The organism is Syntrophomonas sp. UBA1041, assembly GCF_002316705.1.
Taxonomy (GTDB): Bacteria; Bacillota; Syntrophomonadia; order Syntrophomonadales; family Syntrophomonadaceae; genus DTU019.
In genome coordinates this window covers 1-1,069 of sequence record NZ_DCEA01000042.1, presented here as the reverse complement: position 1 = coordinate 1,069, position 1,069 = coordinate 1, and the positions used below count along the sequence as shown (strand labels likewise).

The following is a 1,069-nucleotide window of genomic DNA, read 5'->3' as shown; positions in this document are numbered from 1 at the left end:
AAAACCGGACTTTCCCCTTCTGCTTACCGGAAAAAGTCAGAATAAAAAATTGCCATAAAAAGTAATAAGAGAAAGCCCGGCTTTTGTGTGTACGAAAGCCCGGCTTTTTTTATTGTGAATAAAACAAGGTTCCCGGGATCCGTCAGCAATCCTTGAATGCGTTGACGGGTAGGGGTTCTTATTTTCAAGATAGCACTTTCCTTACTAATTATAAGCATATTCAACCTATCCTCACAGCCAGCCGGCTAATAAAATATTGATAGCCATAATGAAAGCATCGGCACTTTGGCTGGAAAGGAGCGTTCATATGGGCGGTAAAACGAAAAAGCAGCTGCTTGAGGAACTGTCGGAAGTACAGAAAATGTTGGAGAAAAGAACAGAGACTCAAGGTCATATGATAAGAAAATTTCAGACGCTTATCGAAAATGAGGGGCTGTTTTCTCAGATAATCGACTTTCTCCCTTATCCCCTCGCTATATTTACACCACAGCATACACTGTCCATGACAAATAAGGCTTTTGCGGCGGAAACAAAAACGCGGGTAATGTATCCGGAAAAAGGAGCCGCACGCATTCTTCAACACAAGATCAATGATATGCAACTGGCTGCCGCCATCACAGGGGTCTTTGCCGGGAATACCTTCTTTTTAGAGGACTTAAAGAACCCGTTTTCCATGTTTTCGGGAATTACGCAACAAAGCGCGTCGGAGCCTGACCTTTTTAATCGGGTCGTTATTTTTCCTGTTCCGGCCGATGATGCTGAAATCACCCACGGCGTGATTGTGTTTATACCGTGAGCAAACAGGACAAGACAAGTAAACACAGGCCGCTGGCGGTTGCGTGAATAACAAACCCTACAAAAATATCATAGGAGGATAAACAATGAAAACAAAAATTTTTGCATTTATTATTGCCGGTGTAATGGCATTCACCATGCTGTCCATACCGGGCATGAGCGCATTTGCGGAATCACTCCCGACAGGCGGCAGTTTGGAGGCCCCTCAAAATCTGACGGCGGAGCTCAAGGAATGGGAAGATGGAAGGCCCTATTTTGCGCTTAAGTGGACTAA

At 44.4% G+C, this 1,069-nt stretch carries 2 protein-coding genes; both read left to right on the top strand.

The genetic code is table 11. The features are described from left to right. Positions 1 to 268: 268 nt before the first annotated feature. The gene (locus B2633_RS06885; RefSeq protein WP_483169884.1) at positions 269 to 796 is read left to right on the top strand and encodes a hypothetical protein; all 528 of its coding nucleotides are present in this window, start codon (positions 269 to 271) and stop codon (positions 794 to 796) included. A gap of 85 nt (positions 797 to 881) precedes the next feature. After that, positions 882 to 1,069: hypothetical protein (locus B2633_RS06880; protein WP_483169882.1), on the top strand; the 188-nt coding region annotated here is incomplete at its 3' end.